Below are 22,035 nucleotides of genomic sequence, written 5' to 3' on the forward strand. Positions count from 1 at the left end.
CAATACAACTAATAAGGCTGCCCCGATGAGCAGCCTTTTCCCATCTATTTATTTTGCGGTGTTTGGTAAAGTTCTTCCACTCTATCGTGGAAACGCTCCAAAATTTTCTTACGACGCAATTTCATCGTGACTGTCAGAAGTCCGTTGTCTATTGTCCAATGCTCACGCATCAGAGAAACATTTCTAGGTACGCCGTACTGGGGGAAGTTAGAGGCTGACTTCTTTAATCTGCGGATTGCGGTCAGGCGCACGTCCCTTCTTGTTAAAGAGTTCGGATCTTCCGGATCCACATTCAAAGAGGCGGCAAATTTAACCCATTCATTCTCATTGACTACAGCAAGAGCTGTAATGAACGGGCGTCCTTCACCGACACAGAGAACTTGTTCAAATAAAGGATCAGATTGGATTGCAAGCTCCAAATCTGTAGGAGGAATCTTTTCACCGGTAGATGTCACAATAATTTCTTTCAATCTGCCGTTGATACGGATTCTTCCGTGAGTTTCAGAAATGCTCGCTAAGTCTCCGGTTTTAAACCATCCATCTTCAGTAAAGACTTCTTTAGTAGCTTCGGGAAGCTTCCAATAACCCTTCATAACGGAAGGAGCTTTAATTTGGAGCTCTCCCGCATCGTCAATTCGGACTTGGACGTTAGGAAGCGGATTTCCGACAGTGACGGGATTATTATTTCCAACGACAGCAACGCTCACAACCGGTGAAGTCTCAGTTAAACCGTATCCTTGTCTTAAGGGAAGCTCTAAAGCACAGAAAAATCTTCCTAAAGAGTTGTTTAAAGCAGCTCCTCCTGCAATGGCTAAACGAACTCTTCCTCCGAAAACCTGTTTGAGCGCGGCAACGAATTTCTTACCGACTGCAGGCCAGAAGACATTGTCCAACCAACTCATGGAAGAGGAGGGTACTGCCAAGTTGTTTTCACGACAGAATCTTCTCCAGCCGACGTCAATAGCGTGCTCTGCTAAAGCTTTCTTCATTGAGCCTTGTTCAGCTATTTTAGCCAAGAACTTCGAGTGAAATTGCTCGTATACACGAGGAACAGAAATAAAAATTGTCGGTTTAACCTGCTGTAAATCTTCAGCTAGCTTAAGTACGCCTCGAGAAAAAGTTACTTTAGCGCCGGTACAAATAGCCAGGTAATAAGTAACGGTTCGTTCAAAAGTATGGGAGAAGGGGAGGAAAGACAAATAGACGTCATTGTGATTGATGTCGATTACTTGACCGCAGCCTTGAACGTTAGAAACGATATTGCGGTGGGTTAGCATGACACCTTTCGGGTTACCGGTGGTGCCGGAAGTGTATACCACGCAAGCTAAATCCCCCGGAGAAATCTTCGGCTTTGTCAAAGTCTCCTTTTCACCGGCTTTCAGCCAATCTTTCAATGTCACGATTGGAACAGGAGAGTTCTCAGCATGTTCTAAAGTGTCTTCTTTAACCACTACAACCAGCTTTAAGTTCGGAAAACTGTCACAAGCGCTGACCATAGCGTTCCATCGTAATGTTTTAGGAACAAAAAGAATGGAGGCTTCGGAATTGTTAATGATATAAGCGCTGCTTGCCGGCGTATCGACGGCATGAAGAGGAACTGGAACGCATCCGTTTCCCAAGATAGCCTGATCTGCAAGGGCCGAGTCAATCGAGTTAGGAAGAAGGACGGCGGCTCTGTCTCCGGGTTTAATATTGGAAGCTTGGAGGGCTTTTCTCCATTTCAGAAGTTCTTCGGCAAATTCCGACCAAGTGACCGATCGCCATGAATTAGTCTGCTGATCCCATTCTCCATAAGCTTCACGCGTGGGAAATTTTTTTAGTGTTTCTTTCAGAAAATCCGGAACTATCGTGATCGGTTCTTCTTGGGGTGAGGAAGTCATGTTAGTTGTCCTTATTTTTTCCAAAATCGGTGTACATAGATTCAATTTCTTTTTCAAATTTTTGGTTCAGAATTCTACGTTTAATTTTTAAAGTCGGAGTTAAGGCACCATTCTCGATAGTCCAAGGATCCAGTGTGACTGTGACGGCTCGAGGTATTCCATATTGCGGAGCACCCTTAGCTGCTGCCTTCATTCTTCTAAGCAATGCTTGCTGTACGGCTTTTTTACTTAAAGAGTCCGGAGAATTAGGATCTAGCTCTAAAGTAACTGCCAAACGCTTCCACTCGTCTTTATTAAGAACAACAAGAGCGGAAATAAAGGGACGATTGTCTCCGATGAGCATAACCTGTGCAAACAGCGGATCGGTTTCAATCAACTGTTCAATATCGACCGGCGGTACTTTTTCACCGTTGGATGTGACGATAATTTCCTTTATTCGTCCTTTGATTCTTAAATAACGGTTCGGAAGGATGTCAGCCTGGTCTCCGGTAGAAAACCAGCCGTCTTCAGTAATTGCTTTAGCGGTGTCCTCTTTACGATTCCAATAGCCTCGCATAATCTGCGGCCCCCTCACTAGAAGCTCATCTTTGTCCCCGAGTTTGGCTTGAATTCCGGGAAGGATTTGCCCGACGGTCAAAGGATCGTTATTACCAATTTTATTAACCGAAATAATCGGGGAGGTTTCAGTCATGCCGTAACCTTGGTAAATGGGTACTCCAAGGCCAATAAAGGTTTTGATTACTTCAGGGCTGATTGCGGCTCCTCCTGAAACGGCAACTCGGACTCTGCCTCCGAATTGGTTCTTTATGTTCTGTCGGACAAACCTCTCGTAAAGAGGTTCCAGAATCTTATCCGTGAATCTAGGTTCTTCGCCCTCAAGACCATTTTCTTTGCAGAATTTTCTCCAACCAGATTCAATGGCTCCTGTAAAGAATTTCCTGGCTAATAGAGATTTGGTCTTTAAACGTTCCTGAATCTTTGCATTTACTTTTTCATATATCCTAGGAACGGACATCAGAATTGAAGGTTTGACAGTCTTCAAATCATCAACAAGACGTGTGATACCGCGGCTGAATGTGACTTGGTTGCCCATTCCTAAACCAATGTAGTAAGTCGTAGTTCTTTCAAACGTGTGACTCAGAGGTAGAAAAGACAGCCAGCTGTCTGTGGGTTCAGGAGCGATGTTGTAAAGCAGACTGGAGATGTCGCTCATAATGTTTTCATGAGTCAGCATGACGCCTTTTGGTTTTCCTGTTGTACCAGAGGTATAGACGAGGCATGCAAGATCTTCTTGTTTAGGCAGAGGAGGGAGTTCTGAGATTTCCTTTCCGCTAGACAACCAGTTTTGCAGACTTATGCCTTTAACTTTGCCGTTATCTTCGTCTTCATCGTTGATAAAAACCACCGTTTGCAAATCAGGAAGACCGTTGGGCCCCGCAGCTTTCTCAATAGCATGCCATCGTGCGTGGTTTAAAGTAACCAGCACTTTTGTACCGGAATCCTGGAGGATGTAGGCGCAGTTGTCAGGTGTATCAATAATATGGAGAGGAACTGGGACGAGGCCGATCAAAAGGGCCCCTTGATCAAAGCAAACTGCTTCGATTGAATTGGGCAGAAGCATTGCAACTCGATCTCCCTTTTTTAAGTTGGCTGCAGTGAAAGCTTTAGCCCACATAACGGAACGATCGTAGAGTTCTTTAAAGGTAAGAGTAACCCAACGCTGTTGAGCGGCATCATATTCGGTGACCGCAGGAATATTGGGTCTTTTATCCAAATGATGGCTTACTAATTCCGGAAGGACAAAAAGTGAGCGTATTTCATTTGCTCTTGTTTTACCGTTTTCAATCATATAAAGCAGAATTCTTACAAAAATAGACAACAAAGAAGAGAAAACCCCTTCTTTGCAAACTCTTACTAATTCAACTTTGCAAGTTTAGCCTAATTCAATGTAAAGGCTCAGATTAATTGTGTAGACAAAGTTAGGATGCCGGTCTTAAATTTGAAAAAAAACTACACTAAATTCTTGCGAACTAAAAGTGTTGCAACAACCGAGGCAGGAATATCAATAGATTTTGGTTCAGTTTTGACGGTTTTGCCGACCGGCTCAGGCAATGCCGAACCTAACTGCATATTTTGATTTTCCACGAATTTCAAGACAGAAGTCAGGCATTCCACATCTTTTTCTTTTGCTTTGACTTCCATCATGTTAAGCATAGTCATGCTTTCGTCGTGAAAGTTGGGGTAATCTACAAATTGAAAATCAACCAGATCCTCAACAGATAATTGACCGCTGTCCGCCGTTACATAACGGAATAAATAGGCAAAGACTTCGTCTGAGCAGTCTTTCAGTTCAAACTTGACGGTAAAGTCAAGAATATCATCTGAGAGCCCTTCAGAAGAGGAGTCTTCGTCAGAAAGATCATCAAAACTTAGGCTTCCGGTTTTCACTGAAGAGACAGTCAGCTCTGATTGCTTGACTCTCTCCCACAAAGCCTGACAATCATATTTCTTTAAACGATAAGACTGAGCTTTAATTCTGAAAGTAGCCTCACCGTCTTCATCATGTCCAAAATCAGCGGTAAAACAGTTGATCAAATCATCGGCATGAGAGAGAGCTTCATTAAAAGAAAAAACTGCACCGGCATCAGACAAGTAAGAAAGATATTTTTCTAATCTTCTACTGTCATATCCTTTTCTATCCAGTTTTACTTGTTCAAAAGCATACTGGCCGGCCAACTGGCTCACAGAGAATTTGTTGCCCGCACTATCTTCGAAACCGCGGTGCTGGTTGATGAATTCAGTCACAAATTCCAAAGACTCTTTGCCATATATCGCTAGGCAAATAGGAATATTTGTTTTTGTGTGACTGGTCAAACGCATTTCAGAATAAATATTGTTCGTTTAAGGGATGACAATTTTACAGAGTTCAGAGATGTTTTGCCGACAAAGCGAGAATAGACCCAAGAGAGAGAATTTAAATAGAGGGCAGATACCTATGAAGTAGTAATTAAGGGACAGATTAATACAAAACATTTAAAATAAAAAAAGTAGTTATCGAGGAATAACTATAAAAAATAACTAATGGTTATTTTTATGAAGCAATAAATACGAGTAACTACTTATTTTTTAAGGATAAATTAGTAATCTCGAAGATGTAAAAATTATAAAAATTAGTGTATTCTGTACGTACTGAAATTGTTGCGTCGCTCCTCAAACAAAACGCATCGGGTTCTTTCTGGTTGGTCCCGGAAAAAATCCACAGTAAATTAAAAAGGCTGTCGAGTAGTTCGACAGCCTTTTTTCTAACTTATTATGTTCTTCTCCTGTTAATCTAGATCTGACAGGCTTTCTCCTTAATAAAAAAATATTTTATCTTTCCTTTTTTTTATCGTAATTTCTTTCCATGTTTTAAAAATAATTTTTCAGATTGGAAGTTAAGTAGCTAATGTTTAAAATCAGCAGAAGTAAAAAATAGATTCAATTTAATTCGTCCCTAATTTTTAAAACTAAAAACTTAAAATAAATTAAATATTTCTTTAAAGTATATTAAATAGATATAAATTAAGGATTAAACTTATTTAACATAAAAATAACTTTATCTATTCCTCCCCTGCTGATGTGATGGAAATTGTGTTTCGGTAAAGATTTTTTGATCAAAATACAACCCGAAAATTCACCGGCTCGAAATTGAAAAAAGATGTACCTATTTAGGGTTTGTTCCATTCAATTCAAAAACAAATTTTTTTCAATATCTTGTGTGGGGTAATTTTGTCGGAGTTAAAAAAGATAAAATACCTGGAAGAATAATAAGTTAGTCTCTCTAAACGAGAGCTAAATGATTGAAGATTGGTTCTGTTTTGATATTCTTGAAAAATTTTTAAACTACTATATATAGTAGTAGCTTAGATAGGGGGTATCTAACTGTTGTGTTAAAAGCCTCCTCAAAAGAACAAAAAAGAGATAAGATCTGTAGCTCGCAAATTCGAAAATGAGGTTTGCGTCAATACTAATTACTTGTTTTTTGGAGGTGTGTTTCATGAACTCTACAGAGGCTTTGCCTAAGTTCGTCATCAAACGTGACGGCAGTGTTAAAGATTTTGATATAACAAAAATCGCCAACGCTCTTGCTAAGGCAGGTAAAGCGACCGGTGAGTTCGATGATGCCACTGCTAATCGAATCACTCATATTGAAGTTGTTCGTCACCTCCAGAAGAACGATCTAACAACCCCGACCATCGAGCAAATTCAGGATGCCGTAGAAAACGCTCTTTTCGATACCGGCTATAGGAAAACTCTCAGAGCCTATATTGTTTACCGTGAACAAAGAGCAAAAATGAGAGATGCCCGCAAGAGCCTTGTGGACGTAGAAAGCTCAATGAATGAATATTTGCTTCAGCAGGATTGGCGCGTCAATGCTAATGCTAACCAAGGATATTCTTTAGGCGGTTTGATTCTGAACGTCTCAGGAAAAGTTGTTGCCAACTACTGGCTTAACTTTGTTTATCCTCCGGAAGTAGGCCGTGCACACAGAGAAGCAGATATTCACATTCATGACTTGGATATGCTCTCAGGCTACTGCGCCGGGTGGTCTTTAAGAAGACTCCTCAATGAAGGCCTTAACGGTGTTCCGGGTAAAGTAGAGGCGGGTGCACCGAAGCACTTAAGCAGTGCTATCGGTCAAATCGTTAACTTTTTAGGCACGATGCAGAACGAATGGGCCGGTGCTCAGGCATTCAGTTCTTTTGATACATATCTCGCACCTTACATCCGTGTTGACAAACTCTCTTATAAAGAAGTCAGACAGTGCATCCAGGAACTTATTTATAACCTGAACGTTCCTAGCAGATGGGGTACTCAGACACCTTTTACAAATCTTACATTCGACTGGACATGTCCGGAAGATTTGAAGCAGCAGGTGCCTGTCATCGACGGAAAGGAAATGGACTTCACCTACGGCGATCTCCAAGAAGAAATGGCAATGATCAACCGTGCCTATATCGAAGTCATGCTTGAAGGCGATGCTAAAGGCCGAGTCTTTACTTTCCCGATTCCGACTTACAACGTTACTCCGGATTTCGATTGGACGAGCGAAAACTCTAAGCTCTTGTTCAGCATGACTGCACGGTACGGGCTGCCGTATTTCCAAAATTTCATTAATTCGGAATTGAAACCGAACATGATTCGCTCCATGTGCTGTCGCCTCCAGTTGGACTTGAGAGAACTCTTGAAGCGCGGCAACGGCCTTTTCGGCTCTGCTGAGCAAACCGGCTCTTTAGGCGTTGTCACCTTAAACTGTGCACGTCTCGGCTATGTTTTTGCGCAGGATGAGGAAGGTCTATTCAAGAGAATTGAGGAGCTTCTTGAAATCGCTAGAACCAGCTTAGAATTAAAACGTAAGGTTATCCAGCGTCATATGGATCAAGGTTTGTTCCCATACACCAAACGTTATCTCGGTACTTTGAGAAACCATTTCTCCACAGTCGGTGTTAACGGTTTGAACGAAATGATCAGAAACTTTACACAGGACGAACATAACATTACAACTCCTGAAGGGCACGCCTTCGCTGCGAAAGTTCTCGACTTCATCCGTGAAAAACTTGTTATTTTCCAAGAAGAAACCGGTCATATGTACAACTTGGAAGCTACGCCGGCCGAAGGAACCACATACAGATTCGCTAAAGAAGATAAGAAGCGCTTTCCGAAGATTCTTCAAGCCGGTACACCGGACCATCCTTATTACACCAACAGCTCTCAGCTCCCGGTTAACTTTACGGATGATCCTTTCGAAGCCCTTGAAATGCAAGAAGATCTTCAGAAGAAGTACACCGGCGGTACAGTTCTGCACTTGTATATGAACGAAGCTATTTCCAGCTCGGAAAGATGCAGCGATATCGTTAGAAGAGCGTTGACGAAATTCCGCTTGCCCTACATCACCATTACACCGACATTCTCCGTCTGTCCGAAACACGGTTATATCCCGGGCAACCACGAGTTCTGTCCTAAGTGCGATGCTGAATTGATTGCTAAGAAGAGATTGGAACAGTCTTCAGTAACAGATAATTTTTAACATTTGTTTTTTAATTTCATAAGGAAGAGTTGCTATGAATACCACAGATAAAGACATCGTTTTGAAAGACGAAGAAAGAACAAAATGCGAAGTTTGGACACGCGTTATGGGTTATCACCGTCCTACTTCTTCGTTCAACATCGGAAAACAAGGTGAATTCGCCGAAAGAAAGTACTTCACCGAAGAGAAATGCGGCTGCTCTAAGTAAGTCCATTTTATTTTGCATAGCTCCGCACTAACTCTGCGGAGTTTTTTGCGTTTACACAATTCAACGAGTAGGAAACTTCATGAAGGTGATTTCAATACAAGTTCCTCCGGCAGTGGAACATCGTCCTGCAAATCAACTAAGAATTGCCGGAGTGACGAGGTTTACAACAATTGATTTTCCCGGATTTTTGTCGGCAGTCGTATTTCTTAAAGGTTGCCCTTGGAAATGTCTTTATTGCCAAAATCCAGAACTTCAGTTAAAAGAATTCTCTGAGAATGAAGAGGCTGTTTCTTGGGATTACCTAGAAAATTTTTTGAAGAAAAGAATAGGCCTGATTGATGGAGTCGTTTTCAGCGGGGGAGAGCCACTGACCGATCCTGCACTTTACGAAGCGGTTCAAACAGCCAAGAAGCTCGGCTACAAAATCGGCCTTCATACGGCAGGAATGTATCCGCACCAATTAAGAGAAATTCTCCCTTTCCTTGATTGGGTAGGTCTGGACATTAAAGCCCCTTTATTAGAACGTGACTTGTACGAAAAAGTTGTCGGCAAGAGAGTGCATATCGAAAAAGTGGAGGAGAGCTTGGATGATCTTCTCGAGAGTGGAATCCCGTTCGAAGTCCGAACGACAGCCCATCCTGATTATCTTTCAGAAGAGCAGCTGTTAGCCCTGGCAATGCAACTTAAGGAGAGAGGAGTGCGGGAGTATGCTCTGCAAATTTACCGGGAACCTCCTATGCATACTCAAGAGCATCCTTTACCAAGAGTGGGAAGTGACTATCCTTCTAACGAAGTATTGAAGCAATTAGAATCCTCGTTCGATAAATTTACTCTGAGAAGACCATAACTATATGTCATTAATAAAAATATTATCTGCTTTTGCAGTTTCTGCCCTTTTAGCATCGGCTGCTCATGCACTTTCTTTTGGCGAAATCGGAAATCTTTTTCAAAAATCTGAGACTGCCACTGCTGCCGATCAAAAAGATTTCGGCCATCCCGGATACGAGTACATCGAAGCCAGAGTCACTCGCGTTGCTGACGGAGATACTTTAACTGTCCGCGAGAAGGGTTCTAACAATAAAATCAAAATCAGGCTTCTCGGAATTGATGCTCCGGAACTAAAAATGGAAGGAGGAAACGCGAGTCGACGTCATCTGGAAAACCTTATCCGCAGCGGCAACAACCAGGTGAGAATCTACTACCTTTCCAAAAAGAAGTTTGATCGATACGGAAGAATAATAGGCAAGGTCGTTACAAACAATATTGATGTCAATAGACAAATGGTGCTCGACGGCCACGCTTGGTTTTACAGAAACTATCAGAAAGACGTAATGCCGAAAGATCGTGTCCTTTACCAGGAAGCAATGTATGAGGCACAGAGGACTAAACGCGGATTATGGGCTCAGCCAAATCCTCTAGAACCTTGGGAGTGGAGGAAAACTCACCGTCGTAAAGATTAATCAGGTTTATTGAAGCCAGTCAACCAGGCTTTTGCAAGCCTCGGGTTTTAGCCCGGGCTGGTTGACTACTGTGGTCTGATGAAGTCTCCGAAATTTTCATCTTGCTCGAAGCAGGTCGGAGAAATGATTAAGGAGACCTTTGATGGATTACCGCTGATAGCAGGGGTGAAAACCGGTTCAGAAAACAGCCTGTTGGGGCTGTTTTCGGCTATATGGTCGATGGACTCATGTTCAAATCCTTCCAGAAGCCAGTCTTTGTCGAATTCGTTATCAAAAAAAGGGAACTTATTGGGCTCTCGGTCGTCGTCCTCCAAAGAATCCATAACTCGGCTGCTGATATATTCCAATGTTGCAATAAGAGGCTCAACCTTATCGGGTCGGACCTTTTCTTCAATCATGGTTCTTACATCGGCTTTAAGTTTGTAAGGTACAAAAAACGAATTATCAAACTGAGTGACATCGTAATTAATCTTTTTACTGAACTTCTTCATACTTCTTCAAATTAGGACGGGAGAGAATTTTAGAACTGCAGAATCTCTCTCTATTTTTATTGTAGTTAAGAATTCAAAAGGCTTGAGTCAACTTGAGTACTATATTTCGAGCTTAATTGAATGGAATAGGCATGCAAAAAAATACTATAGGTTGCGATATTTTCTGCGATGTTATTGACAATTTCGGAGACGCAGGGGTGTGCTGGAGATTGGCGCGAGATATCAGGAAAGAGAAGGGCTGGAATGTACGCTTCTATATAAATAATCTTGAAACCTTATCGGCGATTGAACCAAGAGTCGACAGTGAAAAAGTAAGACAGCATGCTGCAGGAATTGAGCTCCTTAAATGGGAATACGCGGAGCGAGAAAGTCCTTCTGATATTGTTATAGAGACATTCGGGTGCAGAATTCCTGACCCTTTTGAAAAAAGAATTGCCGAAAGAAATCCTTCTCCAATCTGGATCAATTTGGAATATTTGTCAGCGGAAGACTGGGTTGAGGGCTGTCACACTCTCCCTTCGCCTCATCCGCGGTATGGCACGAAAAAATACTTTTTTTTCCCGGGAGTTACCAATAAAACAGGGGGAATTATTTGCGAGACAGGACTCAACGAACACCGTCAGTTGTTTAAGAGTAAAAAAGAAGTCTTTCTAAAAACTATAGGAGCAAATCCGGAGAGTCCCTTTAATACTTTCGTGTTTTGTTATCCGTCAGCGCCCCTTAAAATTTTGGTTGAAGCCTTGGCTTCTGATCGGAGACCTATTCAGCTTTTGTTGGCGGCCGGTGGTGCCGGAAAAGAGATACAAGAACTGGCAAAGCTATATCCTCACATTTTGTGTGTTCCTCTTCCTATGCTTCCTCAGACTGATTTTGATAAGTTGCTCTGGGTTGCTGATTCTTTGATTATTCGAGGAGAAGATTCTTTTGCTCGTGCTCAGTTAGCTGGTAAACCTTTTATTTGGAATATTTATCCTCAGACAGAGGATACGCACATTCACAAACTGACAGCTTTTGAAGATCGTTTAAAACCTTTTTATTCTCAAAAGAATTTCGAGCTTTTGAAAGAAATTAATCTTGCTTTTAATAAGGGAGACTCTTCCTTTATAGAGTTATGGCGTCAATGGCGCGACGCGACTTCTGAATTAACAGAGAGTGCCGCAGCTTGGGAAGAAAATTTACATTCGGTAGGTTCACTTACAGAGAATTTGTGCAAATTCATAGAAAGCAAGTTAAAATCATAAGATCTCTTATATCTGCGATTGGCAGTTAGAAAACATCAGGTAATTTTTTATTATGAAAACAGCACAAGAACTTAGAGTTGGTAATGTTGTCATGGTTGACAACAATCCTATGGTTGTCCTTAAAAGCGAATACAGCAAAGGCGGACGCGGCGCTTCCACAGTTAAGCTCAAAATGAAGAACCTTCTGAGCAACGCCGGAACTGAAACTGTTTACAGAGCTGACGATCGTTTCGATGACATCATTCTCGACAAGAAGGAAGTTACATATTCCTACTACGGTGATCCTCACTATGTTTGGATGGACGACGAATACAACCAGATTGAAGTTGAAGCTGAAGTGATGGAAGACTGCCTTAAATATTTGGAAGACGGCATGCAAGCTGAAGCCGTTTTCTACAATGGCCGTGCTATTTCTATCGAACTTCCTACAATTTTGGTTCGCGAAGTTGTTTACACAGAACCTGCAGTTAAGGGCGACACATCCGGTAAGGTTATGAAACCAGCCAAACTCTCTACAGGTCACATCGTTCAAGTTCCAGCTTTCGTCAACACAGGCGACAAGATTGAAATCGATACAAGAACTGATGAGTATCGCAGCAGAGTAATGTAATTAGGGATTACTCTTGAAAAAGGCGGCTTAGGCCGCTTTTTTCGTATCTTTTAAGAGCCGGGCGGGGATAAGCAAACTTTGCGTTGTTAGAATTTATTTTATTTTTCTAACTTGGAAGCATAAGAATGGATCCATACGCAGCAGGTTGGTTGTCGATTATTCCTCCCGTAGTCGCAATCGTATTGGCCCTTATAACAAAAGAAGTTTTTTCTTCCCTAATGATCGGTATTCTTTCCGGAGCTTATATTTATTCCTTCGGAAGCGGAGCTGCCGATCCAATGGTCAAAGGCCTGGAAGTTACCTTTAAATTAATGGGAGATAAGGTTGACTTTCAAATTCTCTTATTCTGTACTTTATTAGGGGCATTGGTGTACGTCTTGGGAATGTCCGGAGGCACTCGCAAATACGGTGAAATCGCAAGAGAAAAAATCAAAAGCAGAAGGTCTTCTATCTTAGCTACATTTGGTCTGAGCTTTCTTATCTTTATTGACGATTACTTTAACTGTTTAACAGTCGGTACCGTCATGAGACCTTTGACTGACTCTTATCGTGTCTCCAGAGAAAAACTGGCTTATATCATTGACTCAACCGCCGCTCCGATGTGCATCATCGCACCGATCTCTTCCTGGGCAGCTGCTGTCGGAAGCAGTTTGAAATCCACCGGGCAGTTTGAAAGCGATTTTCAAGCTTTCGTTTCTTCCATTCCATTCAATTTCTATGCCATTTTCTGTCTTTTATTGGTTTTCTATTTAAGTCTTACCAACAGAGATTTCGGTCCGATGAGACTTGCTGAAGAAAGAGCTCTTTCTAAGGCATTGAAGGAAGTAGAGAACGAAATTACCGATAAACCTAAGCACCTTCCGAGCACTCGCGGGACTATCTGGGATATGTTGGTCCCATTAATTGCCCTAATCGTATTCGCCGTTTTAGCCTTCATGTATGACGGCGGCTATTGGGGAGACGATCCTGCTTATCATACTTTTGCCGCATCTCTGGGCAACTGTTCAGCCTCTAAGGCTCTTGTTTGGGCATCTTTTGGAGCGATTGTCGTTGCGATGGCAATGTATATTCCGCGCGGCATCGTGAAGTTTGGTTCCTTTATGGAAGGCTGCATTGAAGGCATGAAACTCATGCTTCCGGCCAACATTATTTTGGTGTTAGCTTGGACTCTTTCGGGTGTTTGCCGCGACCTTCTTTTGACTCAGACCTTTGTTCAAGGTTTTGTCGCTGGAGGTACAGGTCTCGATTACTTCCTTCCCGTAGTTATTTTCATTATTGCAGGATTGTTGTCCTTCTCGACAGGAACAGCATGGGGTACATTTGGTATTTTGATTCCTATTGCAGTCCCAGTTGCTATCTCAGTCGATCCTAGCTTGACTGTGGTGTGTTTGTCCGCTACTTTAGCCGGTTCTGTTTTCGGCGACCACTGCTCACCGATTTCCGATACAACTATTTTGTCAAGTGCGGGCAGCGGATGTTCGCATATGTCTCACGTAACGACTCAGCTTCCTTACGCCTGGTTTGTGGCAGGCTGCTGCGTAGTCGGATACTTGGCCGCCGGTTTAAGTCATGGAAACTGGATTATCAGTTTCGGTGCTACTTTTGTGGCTTTTGCAGGTTTCTTGGCTGTTATGTGGAACAGAAGCTTTGACGTTAAGAAATTTGAAAACATGCTTAGTGTTGAGGAAAAGATGGCGGCAGCTAAATAAAGGACATATACCTCAACTCAAATTGAGCTAGGTATTTACGAAGGTAGTAGAAATACCTAAATGCTTTTGCTAATATAGCACCTGAGAGATTTAATTCTCTCTTCTCCTTGGGATTGAGGTTGGTAAGTTTCAAGGACTTGGGCGAATCGCCCAATCAGAGTCCGCTTACCGTTAGTCGGGCACCAGTGCGAAATACCTGGTGCCTTTTTTTTTGACTTGAGTCAAAGAACTCTTCCATAATTGCGGAATATTTTTTGAGCAGGCAATAAGTTGTGACGACCAATGCAACGAATGAGAAAGACGCGGAAGCAAGACCTTTTGACGCTTCCGAGTTTTTAAAGACCCTTCCAAGACTTCCTGGCGTTTACAGATATTTTGACGCGCAAGGCAATCTCCTCTATGTAGGAAAAGCAAGAGATTTGAAAAGGAGAGTGTCAAGTTATTTTCAAAAGACGCTTGCTCCTCGCACCGAGATGATGGTGGGATTAATTGCCAGGGCCGAAATTACTGTTGTTAATAGTGAAGCTGAGGCTCTTATTCTTGAGTCCAATCTAATTAAATCCCAATCTCCGAGATTCAATATTCTTTTCAGAGACGATAAGTCCTATCCGTACCTGAAATTCAGTGCAGGAGATTTTCCTCGTCTGTCTTATTTCCGAGGTGCCTTAGATAAAAAACAAACTTTTTTTGGTCCTTTTCCGAATGCTACGGCTGCGAAAGAAGCTCTAAATGTGGTGCAGAAGGTATTCCAGATCCGTGTTTGTGAGAATTCTGTCTTTAATAATCGTTCCCGACCCTGTCTTCTCCACCAGATTAGCAGATGTAGCGGACCATGCTGTAATTGCATTAGTCAAGAAGAATATGCCGAGTCAGTTCGACTCTCAAAAGAGTTTTTAAGGGGAGAAAGTGCGGAGATTCAAAAAACTTTACAACAGAAGATGGAAAGGTATGCTGAGAAGTTAGAGTTCGAAAAAGCGGCTGCAGTTCGTGACCAATTGGCAGCCATTTCGAATGTTACCCAGATGCAGACCATGACTGCAACTCCAGACTTTAACGTCGATATCATTGCCGCCGTAATTGAAGGAGGTCAAATCTGCGTTAATTTGGCAATGGTTCGAGGCGGTCAGCATTTAGGAGATCGTTCTATTTTCCCTAAATTTTCTAAGGACACGGAGCTTCCGTCTGTGGATGAAGTCATTGAAGCTTTCGTAGCCCAGCATTACTTAGAAATGGATGTACCGCCGGTTGTTTTAGCCAATGTTGAAGAAAATGGCGATACGATTTCAGAACTGCTAAATGCACTTTCTCCGAGAACGGTTTATTTCGCAAGAAAACCTCAAGGTATCCGAAAGAAGTGGCTGGATTTAGCTACGATGAATGCAAGGATTTCTTTGGGCAGAAAACTTAGCGAAGAATCTCATCAGGTAGGAAGAATAGAGGCTCTGACAGAGGCTTTAGGTCTGCAGTTTGACAGAGAAGATTATTCTAACTTCAAAGTGGAATGTTTCGACATCAGTCATTCTTCGGGTGAAGCTACTCAAGCATCCTGCGTTGTTTTTGCAAACAATAAAATGGATTCAAGCCAATACCGCCGATTCAATATTCACGATGTAACACCGGGCGATGATTATGCAGCCATGCGTCAAGTTTTAACGAGAAGATATTCTCGAGTGGCCCGTGGTGAAGCAAAACTTCCTACCATCGTTTTAGTTGACGGCGGAAGAGGGCAGGTTTCTATGGCTTGTGAAGTCTTTGATGAACTTGGACTAGATAAAAATGCCATCGTCGGCGTGGCGAAAGGTGAAGGAAGAAAAGTTGGGTTGGAAGAGTTAATTTTTGCTGATCCGGACAAACTTCCTCTGAAATTGGGAAAAGAGTCTGCAGCTTTGATGCTTATTGCGCAAATTCGAGATGAAGCACACAGATTTGCTATTACGGGAATGAGAGCAAAGCGTGCGAAAGCAAGAAATTATTCTAAAATTGAAGATTTAGAGGGAGTGGGTCCCAAGCGCAGAAAAAAACTATTAGCGCATTTTGGGAGCTTGAAAGCTCTTTCCAATGCTTCAGAAGAGGATATTGCTAGTGTTGAGGGAATTTCTCATTCGATAGCAAAACAAATTTATTCGCAATTACATGGCTAAACAAATACAAAAATTATCTTTTAACTTGCCTATGTGGCTCACTTGGGCAAGGATTGCTTTTATTCCCTTGATTGTTGGGGTGTTTATGCTCCCAATTTCATGGGTAAGTATGGAGTGGCAAAACATTATCGGCTGCGCCCTTTTTATTATTGCAGCAATTACAGATGCGCTAGACGGTTACTTCGCTAGAAAGTTTGGAATGGGGACCAAGCTAGGAGCATTCTTAGATCCGGTTGCCGACAAGCTGATGGTCAGCGCGGCTCTCATCGTTTTGGTAGCGGCTGGAAGAGTCGACATGCTTATTGCTTTAATTATTATCGGCAGAGAAATTACCGTTACAGCATTAAGAGAGTGGATGGCACAAGTCGGTATGTCCGGAAAGGTTAAAGTCAATTGGTACGGCAAAATTAAAGCAATTGCGCAAATGGTTGCAATCCCGATGCTGCTCTATTTTGAACCTCTCTGGGGTATCGATATGAGAATGTTAGGTACGATTCTTATCTATATCGCCGCACTGTTGACGCTTTATTCCATGTTTGTATACCTCAAAGCAGCGGCGCCATATTTTGATAGCAATCCCCGGAAATAAAATCCGTTTGAAATTAATTAAATTCCCAAAAATCCAAAATGTTGTGAAATTACAAATTTTTTTTACATTTTATATAACTATTTGAAATTAAATAAGAAGCACTAGTTTTTAGTGCTTTTTTATTAAATTTTTCTCTCAAAAGGTTTGACAAGCTCAAAAAAGGTATTTATAGTTCGCACCTCGTTGTTGATGACGAACACGAAATCAGCGACGCAAGTTCTTTAAAAATTTATCGACGAACCGATAAGAGCGGGCACTTAAGTTTAAGAGCGAAAGCAAAGAGATTAAATTTAAGAAGCTCGCTTTGTGAGGCAAACGGAGTAGGAAATGCTCCGTCAAAACCGAAACGAAGAGTAAGAGCGACAACAGAGATTAAACAAAAGAGTTTGATCCTGGCTCAGATTGAACGCTGGCGGAACGCTTTACACATGCAAGTCGAACGGTAACGAGGAGGAAAGCTTGCTTTCCTCTGTCGACGAGTGGCGAACGGGTGAGTAAGACATCGGAACGTATCCGCTCGTGGGGGACAACTTCCCGAAAGGGGAGCTAATACCGCATGAGATCCGAGGATGAAAGAGGGGGACCCGCGAGGGCCTCTCGCGAGCGGAGCGGCCGATGACTGATTAGCTAGTTGGTAAGGTAAAGGCTTACCAAGGCGACGATCAGTAGCTGGTCTGAGAGGACGACCAGCCACACTGGGACTGAGACACGGCCCAGACTCCTACGGGAGGCAGCAGTGGGGAATTTTGGACAATGGGCGCAAGCCTGATCCAGCTATTCCGCGTGTGGGAAGACGGCCTTCGGGTTGTAAACCACTTTTGTAGAGAACGAAAAGTCTATTGATAATACCGATAGACGATGACGGTACTCTAAGAATAAGCACCGGCTAACTACGTGCCAGCAGCCGCGGTAATACGTAGGGTGCGAGCGTTAATCGGAATTACTGGGCGTAAAGGGTGTGCAGGCGGTTTTGCAAGATGGATGTGAAAGCCCCGGGCTTAACCTGGGAAAGCCATACATGACTGCAAGACTAGAGTGCGTCAGAGGGGGGTGGAATTCCAAGTGTAGCAGTGAAATGCGTAGATATTTGGAAGAACACCGATGGCGAAGGCAGCCCCCTGGGACGCAACTGACGCTCATACACGAAAGCGTGGGGAGCAAACAGGATTAGATACCCTGGTAGTCCACGCCCTAAACGATGTCAACTAGTTGTTGGGAGGTAAAACTTTCAGTAACGCAGCTAACGCGAGAAGTTGACCGCCTGGGAAGTACGGTCGCAAGACTAAAACTCAAAGGAATTGACGGGGACCCGCACAAGCGGTGGATGATGTGGATTAATTCGATGCAACGCGAAAAACCTTACCTACCCTTGACATGGCAGACAACTCCTTGTAATGAGGAGAGCTCGCAAGAGGATCTGCACACAGGTGCTGCATGGCTGTCGTCAGCTCGTGTCGTGAGATGTTGGGTTAAGTCCCGCAACGAGCGCAACCCTTGTCACTAGTTGCTACGAAAGGGCACTCTAGTGAGACTGCCGGTGACAAACCGGAGGAAGGTGGGGATGACGTCAAGTCCTCATGGCCCTTATGGGTAGGGCTTCACACGTCATACAATGGTCGGAACAGAGGGCAGCGAAGCCGAGAGGCGGAGCAAATCCCAGAAAACCGATCGTAGTCCGGATTGCAGTCTGCAACTCGACTGCATGAAGTCGGAATCGCTAGTAATCGCGGATCAGCATGCCGCGGTGAATACGTTCCCGGGTCTTGTACACACCGCCCGTCAAACAATGGGAGTGGTGTTTACCAGAAGTCGTTAGCCTAACCGCAAGGAGGGCGGCGACCACGGTGAGCACCGTGACTAATGTTAAGTCGTAACAAGGTAGCCGTACCGGAAGGTGCGGCTGGATCACCTCCTTTCAAGAGTTTTTGCTTGAAGATTTGAGTGTCCGCTCTTATCGGCAGTCGATAGATTGAAGAAGAGAATAGGCCAAAGGCTAAGGGTCTTTAGCTCAGCTGGTTAGAGCACCGTCTTGATAAGGCGGGGGTCGATGGTTCAAGTCCATCAAGACCCACCAAAGTCTTTCATGGGGGTATAGCTCAGCTGGGAGAGCACCTGCTTTGCAAGCAGGGGGTCAACGGTTCGATCCCGTTTACCTCCACCAGATTACTGAAATAAGTGCTTAGTGAGTATTTATTTCAGGCAATTTAGAGCCTGAAAATTTGTTCTTTAAAAAATCGGAAATTTGAATCAATTGAAAACGTTTATGGAAACGTAAACGGGTAAAGATTGACGAGTCATTAACAAAGCAAAACTTTGTGAGAAACTTGAAAGCGAAGACATAAACAGCGTAATGGGAACAGCGTTTAGCGGTTGCTTGTAACGCTGCCGGGCAATAGGCGGCAGGGTTATAGGATCAAGCGACTAAGTGCATGTGGTGGATGCCTTGGCGATCACAGGCGAAGAAAGACGTGGCAGCCTGCGAAAAGCTGCGGGGAGCTGGCAAACGAGCATAGATCCGCAGATATCTGAATGGGGGAACCCAGCCCGATAAGGGTTATCGCATGATGAATCCATAGTCATGCGAGGCGAACGAGGAGAACTGAAACATCTAAGTATCCTCAGGAAAAGAAATCAACCGAGATTCCGGCAGTAGCGGCGAGCGAACCCGGAGGAGCCTAGTTTTTGATAGTTTGGATAATAGAAGAATGAGATGGAAAGCTCAGCCAGAGAAGGTGATAGCCCTGTATTTAAAATTGTCCGAATGGTACTAAGGAAACGAGAAGTAAGGCGGGACACGAGGAATCCTGTCTGAAGAAGGGGGGACCATCCTCCAAGGCTAAATACTAGTGATCGACCGATAGTGAACCAGTACCGTGAGGGAAAGGCGAAAAGAACCCCGGGAGGGGAGTGAAATAGAACCTGAAACCGCATGCATACAAACAGTAGGAGCCTTTTTTTGAGGTGACTGCGTACCTTTTGCATAATGGGTCAGCGACTTACATTCTGTGGCGAGGTTAACCGAATAGGGAAGCCGAAGCGAAAGCGAGTTCGAATAGAGCGAAAAGTCGCAGGGTGTAGACCCGAAACCAGATGAGCTATCCATGGCCAGGTTGAAGGTGTGGTAACACACACTGGAGGACCGAACCGACTAGTGTTGCAAAATTAGCGGATGAGCTGTGGATAGGGGTGAAAGGCCAAACAAATCTGGAGATAGCTGGTTCTCCCCGAAAACTATTGAGGTAGTGCCTCGTGTGAAGGCTCCAGGGGGTAGAGCACTGTTTTGGCTAGGGGGACATGTAGTCTTACCAAACCAAGGCAAACTCCGAATACCTGGAAGCTATACACGGGAGACAGAGCACCGGGTGCTAACGTCCGGACTCAAAAGGGAAACAACCCAGACCGCCGGCTAAGGTCCCCAATAGCAGCTAAGTGGAAAACGAAGTGGAAAGGCCGTGACAACCAGGAAGTTGGCTTAGAAGCAGCCATCCTTCAAAGAAAGCGTAATAGCTCACTGGTCGAGTCTTTCTGCGCGGAAGATGTAACGGGGCTAAGCTGCTAACCGAAGCCGCGGATGCATGGAAAAATCCATGCGTGGTAGGGGAGCGTTCTGTAAGTCTGAGAAGGCGGATTGAGAAGTCTGCTGGAGATATCAGAAGTGCGAATGCTGACATGAGTAACGTTAAAGAGGGTGAAAAGCCCTCTCGCCGCAAGCCCAAGGTTTCCTGCTCTACGTTCATCGGAGCAGGGTGAGTCGGCCCCTAAGGTCAGGCCGAAAGGCGTAGCCGATGGGAACCGGGTTAATATTCCCGGACCGCTGTCAGATGCGAAGGGGTGACGGAGAGGCTAAGGTCATCCGAGTGTTGGACTACTCGGTACTTAGACGAGGACGGTTGGCAGGCAAATCCGCCAACGGATCGTCCGGATCGGAAGTGGTGCTCCCACGGGAGCGAAGTGATTGGAAACTCTTCCAGGAAAAACCTCTAAGCTACAGTCTGAGAGGACCGTACCGCAAACCGACACTGGTGGGCGAGCTGAATATGCTCAGGCGCTTGAGAGAACTCGGGAGAAGGAACTCGGCAAATTGACACCGTAACTTCGGAAGAAGGTGTGCCGCAGTAGCGTGAGAGGAGAGACACCTTGAGCGTGAGACGGTCTCAGAGAATAGGTGGCTGCGACTGTTTATTAAAAACACAGCACTCTGCAAAGTCGAAAGACGACGTATAGGGTGTGATGCCTGCCCGGTGCTGGAAGATTAATTGATGGGCTGAGAGGCCTTGATCGAAGTCCCAGTAAACGGCGGCCGTAACTATAACGGTCCTAAGGTAGCGAAATTCCTTGTCGGGTAAGTTCCGACCTGCACGAATGGCATAACGATGGCCACACTGTCTCCTCCCGAGACTCAGTGAAGTTGAAGTGTTTGTGATGATGCAATCTACCCGCGGCTAGACGGAAAGACCCCATGAACCTTTACTGCAGCTTTGCATTGAACTGTGAACCGATTTGTGTAGGATAGGTGGGAGACAGAGAAAGAGGAGCGCCAGCTCCTCTGGAGTCAACCTTGAAATACCACCCTGATTTGTTTGCGGTTCTAACCAAGACAGGACCACACTGTTTGGGACCGTGCATGGTAGGCAGTTTGACTGGGGCGGTCTCCTCCTAAAGGGTAACGGAGGAGTACGAAGGTACGCTAGGTACGGTCGGAAATCGTGCTGATAGTGCAATGGCAAAAGCGTGCTTGACTGCGAGAGCTACAACTCGAGCAGATGCGAAAGCAGGTCATAGTGATCCGGTGGCACTGAATGGAAGGGCCATCGCTCAACGGATAAAAGGTACTCTGGGGATAACAGGCTGATACCGCCCAAGAGTTCATATCGACGGCGGTGTTTGGCACCTCGATGTCGGCTCATCTCATCCTGGGGCTGAAGTCGGTCCCAAGGGTATGGCTGTTCGCCATTTAAAGAGGTACGTGAGCTGGGTTTAAAACGTCGTGAGACAGTTTGGTCCCTATCTGCCGTGGGCGTTGGAAGATTGACGGGGGCTGCTCCTAGTACGAGAGGACCGGAGTGGACGCACCTCTGGTGTACCGGTTGTCACGCCAGTGGCATAGCCGGGTAGCTAAGTGCGGAAGAGATAACCGCTGAAAGCATCTAAGCGGGAAACTTGCCTGAAGATGAGTCTTCCCGGAGGTAAAACCTCCCAAAAGAGTCGTTCGAGACCAGGACGTCGATAGGTCAGGTGTGTAAGTGCTGTAAGGCATTGAGCTAACTGATACTAATTGCTCGTGAGGCTTGATCCTATAACCGTGAAGCTTAAAGCCCGCGTTGGTTGTAGCAAGTAAAGTTAAACAAAGCAGAGCTTAAATGCTCGTCAAGATTGATAAGAATTTCCGAGCATCGAAAGATGCAGAACAAGTTAAAGCCCGGAGGCCATAGCAGGGTGGAACCACTCCTTCCCATCCCGAACAGGACAGTGAAACGCCTCCACGCCGATGATAGTGAGTTGTATTTCTTGCGAAAGTAGGTAGCCTCCGGGCTCAATTATTTAAAACAGACCCTCGAAGTCATTACGGCTCCGAGGGTTTTGTTTTTGTGCGCCCAGCAGGGCGTCTCTCTATACAGGAGATACTTCAACGCAGGTAT

Annotated in this window: 13 protein-coding genes, 2 tRNA genes and 3 rRNA genes; 14 read left to right on the forward strand and 4 right to left on the reverse strand. The window is 44.3% G+C overall.

What is annotated here, in order from left to right:
* Window positions 1-44: 44 nt before the first annotated feature.
* The 3 genes from ADH67_RS04780 to ADH67_RS04790 all read right to left on the reverse strand — a co-directional run bounded on the left by ADH67_RS04780 (window position 45) and on the right by ADH67_RS04790 (window position 4,685).
* Window positions 45-1,880, reverse strand: coding sequence for an AMP-dependent synthetase/ligase (locus ADH67_RS04780; RefSeq protein WP_066591761.1), 1,836 nt, complete (start codon window positions 1,878-1,880; stop codon window positions 45-47).
* 1 nt (window position 1,881) lies between these two features.
* Window positions 1,882-3,759 carry an AMP-dependent synthetase/ligase gene (locus ADH67_RS04785; RefSeq protein ID WP_236578473.1) on the reverse strand — a complete coding sequence of 626 codons (1,878 nt, stop codon included), beginning with the start codon at window positions 3,757-3,759 and terminating at the stop codon, window positions 1,882-1,884.
* 131 nt (window positions 3,760-3,890) lie between these two features.
* On the reverse strand, window positions 3,891-4,685 hold the full coding sequence (locus tag ADH67_RS04790) for a hypothetical protein (RefSeq protein WP_143597722.1): 795 nt from the start codon (window positions 4,683-4,685) through the stop codon (window positions 3,891-3,893).
* Between the two features lie 1,231 nt (window positions 4,686-5,916).
* Between ADH67_RS04790 and ADH67_RS04795 the strand changes: the two genes are divergently transcribed.
* From ADH67_RS04795 to ADH67_RS04805, 4 genes are all read left to right on the forward strand, one after another.
* Window positions 5,917-7,947: a ribonucleoside triphosphate reductase gene (locus ADH67_RS04795; RefSeq protein WP_066591770.1), complete on the forward strand. Its 2,031-nt coding sequence runs from the start codon at window positions 5,917-5,919 to the stop codon at window positions 7,945-7,947.
* A gap of 34 nt (window positions 7,948-7,981) precedes the next feature.
* On the forward strand, window positions 7,982-8,155 hold the full coding sequence (gene nrdD / locus ADH67_RS13620) for an anaerobic ribonucleoside-triphosphate reductase (RefSeq protein WP_143597725.1): 174 nt from the start codon (window positions 7,982-7,984) through the stop codon (window positions 8,153-8,155).
* Between the two features lie 79 nt (window positions 8,156-8,234).
* Window positions 8,235-9,002, forward strand: coding sequence for an anaerobic ribonucleoside-triphosphate reductase activating protein (locus tag ADH67_RS04800; protein ID WP_066591773.1), 768 nt, complete (start codon window positions 8,235-8,237; stop codon window positions 9,000-9,002).
* A 4-nt stretch (window positions 9,003-9,006) separates the two neighbouring features.
* A complete protein-coding gene (locus ADH67_RS04805; protein WP_084081444.1) occupies window positions 9,007-9,615 on the forward strand; it encodes a thermonuclease family protein in 609 nt (202 codons plus the stop codon).
* Between the two features lie 65 nt (window positions 9,616-9,680).
* Here ADH67_RS04805 and ADH67_RS04810 read toward each other — a convergent pair whose 3' ends face one another.
* The gene (locus tag ADH67_RS04810) at window positions 9,681-10,106 is read right to left on the reverse strand and encodes a hypothetical protein (RefSeq protein WP_066591776.1); all 426 of its coding nucleotides are present in this window, start codon (window positions 10,104-10,106) and stop codon (window positions 9,681-9,683) included.
* A 131-nt stretch (window positions 10,107-10,237) separates the two neighbouring features.
* Between ADH67_RS04810 and earP the strand changes: the two genes are divergently transcribed.
* The 10 genes from earP to rrf all read left to right on the forward strand — a co-directional run bounded on the left by earP (window position 10,238) and on the right by rrf (window position 21,929).
* On the forward strand, window positions 10,238-11,347 hold the full coding sequence (gene earP / locus ADH67_RS04815) for an elongation factor P maturation arginine rhamnosyltransferase EarP (RefSeq protein WP_066591779.1): 1,110 nt from the start codon (window positions 10,238-10,240) through the stop codon (window positions 11,345-11,347).
* A 52-nt stretch (window positions 11,348-11,399) separates the two neighbouring features.
* Entirely contained in the window at window positions 11,400-11,957 is a 558-nt protein-coding gene (gene efp / locus ADH67_RS04820; protein ID WP_066591789.1) for an elongation factor P, read from the forward strand.
* A gap of 125 nt (window positions 11,958-12,082) precedes the next feature.
* Window positions 12,083-13,666: a Na+/H+ antiporter NhaC family protein gene (locus tag ADH67_RS04825; RefSeq protein ID WP_066591797.1), complete on the forward strand. Its 1,584-nt coding sequence runs from the start codon at window positions 12,083-12,085 to the stop codon at window positions 13,664-13,666.
* A 272-nt stretch (window positions 13,667-13,938) separates the two neighbouring features.
* A complete protein-coding gene (gene uvrC, locus ADH67_RS04830) occupies window positions 13,939-15,807 on the forward strand; it encodes an excinuclease ABC subunit UvrC (RefSeq protein WP_066591804.1) in 1,869 nt (622 codons plus the stop codon).
* Window positions 15,800-16,396, forward strand: coding sequence for a CDP-diacylglycerol--glycerol-3-phosphate 3-phosphatidyltransferase (gene pgsA / locus ADH67_RS04835; RefSeq protein WP_066591805.1), 597 nt, complete (start codon window positions 15,800-15,802; stop codon window positions 16,394-16,396). Before uvrC ends, pgsA begins: the two co-directional genes overlap by 8 nt.
* Before the next feature lie 374 nt (window positions 16,397-16,770).
* A 16S ribosomal RNA gene (locus tag ADH67_RS04840) occupies window positions 16,771-18,312 on the forward strand.
* An 81-nt stretch (window positions 18,313-18,393) separates the two neighbouring features.
* Window positions 18,394-18,470 (forward strand) — tRNA-Ile (locus ADH67_RS04845).
* 11 nt (window positions 18,471-18,481) lie between these two features.
* Window positions 18,482-18,557: transfer RNA gene (locus ADH67_RS04850), tRNA-Ala, on the forward strand.
* A gap of 250 nt (window positions 18,558-18,807) precedes the next feature.
* Window positions 18,808-21,692, forward strand: a 23S ribosomal RNA gene (locus tag ADH67_RS04855).
* Between the two features lie 122 nt (window positions 21,693-21,814).
* A 5S ribosomal RNA gene (rrf, locus tag ADH67_RS04860) occupies window positions 21,815-21,929 on the forward strand.
* The 16S, 23S and 5S rRNA genes sit together here with 2 tRNA genes alongside, the layout of an rRNA operon.
* The last annotated feature ends 106 nt before the right edge of the window (window positions 21,930-22,035 follow it).

Origin of the sequence: Turicimonas muris (genome assembly GCF_002221595.1) — a bacterium.
GTDB classification, from domain to species: Bacteria; Pseudomonadota; Gammaproteobacteria; order Burkholderiales; family Burkholderiaceae_F; genus Turicimonas; species Turicimonas muris.

Excerpts from the sequence above, each read along its gene's own strand:
- ADH67_RS04825 (WP_066591797.1), top strand. The coding sequence starts at position 12,083 with ATGGATCCATACGCAGCAGGTTGGTTGTCGATTATTCCTCCCGTAGTC.
- efp (WP_066591789.1), top strand. The coding sequence starts at position 11,400 with ATGAAAACAGCACAAGAACTTAGAGTTGGTAATGTTGTCATGGTTGAC.
- ADH67_RS04800 (WP_066591773.1), top strand. The coding sequence starts at position 8,235 with ATGAAGGTGATTTCAATACAAGTTCCTCCGGCAGTGGAACATCGTCCT.
- ADH67_RS04810 (WP_066591776.1), bottom strand. The coding sequence starts at position 10,106 with ATGAAGAAGTTCAGTAAAAAGATTAATTACGATGTCACTCAGTTTGAT.
- nrdD (WP_143597725.1), top strand. The coding sequence starts at position 7,982 with ATGAATACCACAGATAAAGACATCGTTTTGAAAGACGAAGAAAGAACA.
- ADH67_RS04780 (WP_066591761.1), bottom strand. The coding sequence starts at position 1,880 with ATGACTTCCTCACCCCAAGAAGAACCGATCACGATAGTTCCGGATTTT.
- earP (WP_066591779.1), top strand. The coding sequence starts at position 10,238 with ATGCAAAAAAATACTATAGGTTGCGATATTTTCTGCGATGTTATTGAC.
- ADH67_RS04795 (WP_066591770.1), top strand. The coding sequence starts at position 5,917 with ATGAACTCTACAGAGGCTTTGCCTAAGTTCGTCATCAAACGTGACGGC.
- pgsA (WP_066591805.1), top strand. The coding sequence starts at position 15,800 with ATGGCTAAACAAATACAAAAATTATCTTTTAACTTGCCTATGTGGCTC.
- ADH67_RS04805 (WP_084081444.1), top strand. The coding sequence starts at position 9,007 with ATGTCATTAATAAAAATATTATCTGCTTTTGCAGTTTCTGCCCTTTTA.